This is a genomic window from Pseudomonas wayambapalatensis, from assembly GCF_049942315.1.
Classification (GTDB): Bacteria; Pseudomonadota; Gammaproteobacteria; order Pseudomonadales; family Pseudomonadaceae; genus Aquipseudomonas; species Aquipseudomonas wayambapalatensis.
Genome location: NZ_JBNFMU010000152.1, coordinates 1 through 2156, shown reverse-complemented (window position 1 = coordinate 2156; position 2156 = coordinate 1). Strand labels below are relative to the sequence as shown.

The following is a 2156-nucleotide window of genomic DNA, read 5'->3' as shown; positions in this document are numbered from 1 at the left end:
TGCCAAGCCGTGCACGGTCCTCAGCGCCGGTGCGGTACCTGTAGGAGCGGCGGTTCGGCGCCCCGACTTGCCCGCGAAAAACACACCGCGCTGCCTGGCACGGGCTACGCCCGTGTTCGCGGGCAAGCCCGCTCCTACAGAGATTGGGCTGGCCTTGAGATTTTGAACAAGACAGTCGCTCCTGCAGCGTCGGCGCCGCGCCCCGATACGCCAGGTGATACACTTCGCGCTTTTTTCAGGAGGCGTCCGCCGATGGACCCGCGCAGTGAAGTGTTGCTCCGCCAAGCGGACCTGTTCCAGGGCCCGCTGCTGATCGCCGGTGCCGCCGCCGATGGCCTGCTCGGGCAACTGCCGCACGCGCAGGCCTGGACCTGGCACGCCGGCGATCAGGCGTTGCTGGAGCAGCGTTTCACGGGCCGCAGCCACTACGGCGTCGAGGCCCCGCAAGTTCCGTTCGACGCGGCGGTCCTGTTCCTGCCCAAATCCCGTGACCTCGCTGCCTACCTGCTCAATGCGCTGGCCTCGCGCCTGGGCGGACGCGAGCTGTACCTGGTCGGCGAGAAACGTGGCGGAATCGAGGGCGCGGCCAAGCAACTGCAGGCCTTCGGCAAACCGCGCAAGCTCGACAGCGCCCGCCACTGCCAACTGTGGCAGGTGACCGTGGTCAATGCGCCCGAGGCCACCCCCCTGGAGAGCCTGGCCGAACGCTTCGAGCTACCACTCGAGGACGGCCCGCTGCGGGTGGTCAGCCTGCCGGGCGTGTTCAGCCACGGTCGCCTGGATCGCGGCACCGCGCTGCTGCTGCAGCACCTCGAACAACTGCCGGTCGGCCATGTGCTGGACTTCGGCTGTGGTGCAGGCGTACTCGGCGCGACCATCAAGCGACGTTATCCGCAAAGCAGTGTCACCCTGCTCGATGTCGATGCCTTTGCCGTGGCAGCCAGTCGACTGACCCTGGCTGCCAACGGTCTGCAAGGTGAGGTGATCAGCGGTGATGGCATTGACGCAGCACCGGATAATCTGACCGTGATCCTAAGCAATCCACCCTTCCATACCGGGGTCCACACCGACTATCAGGCAGCAGAAAATCTGCTGCGAAAAAGCAGACAAATTCTTCAAAAAGGCGGGGAAATACGCCTGGTAGCGAATAGCTTCCTGCGCTATCAACCGCTGCTCCAGGAGGCCTTGGGCAACTGCGAAATCCGCGCCGAAGGGGATGGCTTCCGAATCTATCGGGCAACACGCGGTTAAAAAATTAACGCTTGCCCAAACCGATTCGGCTAGGCAGAATCCGCTCCGTCCTAGGGGAGTAGTCTCCCGCAAGCACCCTCTGCTTGCCCGGTACGCGTCAACACACTTGGCCCACAGGCCATGGCGCGTGCGACCTCACGGCTCACACAGATGAGCCCGGGGTTTGACAAGACCTATGACACGCACACCTTACCCGGGGCGGGGAGGCTGTACGTGTCATAGCCGTGTCGACCCGCCCCCGTAGGAAGCCTGATGCTCGAATCCCTGCTCGTTCCCACCGCCATCGTTGCGCTCGCTGAAATCGGCGACAAGACGCAATTGCTCGCGCTCATTCTCGCGGCGCGCTTTCGCAAGCCGTGGCCGATCATCGCCGGTATCGTCGCCGCCACCCTCGCCAACCATGCGGCCGCTGGCGCCGTGGGGGCCTGGGTCAGCGGGTTCTTCACCGAAAGCGTGCTGCACTGGATCCTGGCGGCAAGCTTCACCGCCACCGCCTTGTGGACCCTGGTCCCGGACAAGATGGACGATGACGAAACCAGCAATGCACGCCGCTTCGGCCCGTTCCTGACCACCTTGATCGCGTTCTTCCTGGCGGAGATCGGCGACAAGACCCAGGTCGCCACGGTGATGCTGGCCGCGCAGTATCCGCACCTGATCATGGTCATCATCGGCACCACCCTGGGCATGCTGATCGCCAACGTACCGGTGGTCCTGGCGGGCAACTTCGCAGCAGACAAACTGCCGCTGGCGTTGATCCGTCGACTGGCGGCGGCAGCGTTCTTCGTGCTTGCGGCGGTTGCGGTGTACTCGGCGATGAAGACCAGCGGGTGGATTGGCTAGAGCAACGAAGACAGGACTGGACCGTGAGAGCGGTCCTGACTGTGGGAGCGGGCTCGTCCCGCGAT

At 64.4% G+C, this 2156-nt stretch carries 2 protein-coding genes and 1 riboswitch; both genes read left to right on the top strand.

Annotation, left to right across the window (positions count from 1 at the left end; all coding sequences use genetic code 11):
* Nucleotides 1-252 precede the first annotated feature (252 nt).
* Complete coding sequence (locus ACPZMI_RS09570; protein ID WP_426352113.1) at nucleotides 253-1251, top strand: methyltransferase; 999 nt, start codon at nucleotides 253-255, stop codon at nucleotides 1249-1251.
* A gap of 40 nt (nucleotides 1252-1291) precedes the next feature.
* A riboswitch (yybP-ykoY riboswitch) is annotated at nucleotides 1292-1416 on the top strand.
* 87 nt (nucleotides 1417-1503) lie between these two features.
* A complete protein-coding gene (locus ACPZMI_RS09565) occupies nucleotides 1504-2091 on the top strand; it encodes a TMEM165/GDT1 family protein (RefSeq protein ID WP_054895644.1) in 588 nt (195 codons plus the stop codon).
* The last annotated feature ends 65 nt before the right edge of the window (nucleotides 2092-2156 follow it).

Coding starts and splice junctions, on each gene's coding strand:
- ACPZMI_RS09570 (WP_426352113.1), top strand. CDS start 253: ATGGACCCGCGCAGTGAAGTGTTGCTCCGCCAAGCGGACCTGTTCCAG.
- ACPZMI_RS09565 (WP_054895644.1), top strand. CDS start 1,504: ATGCTCGAATCCCTGCTCGTTCCCACCGCCATCGTTGCGCTCGCTGAA.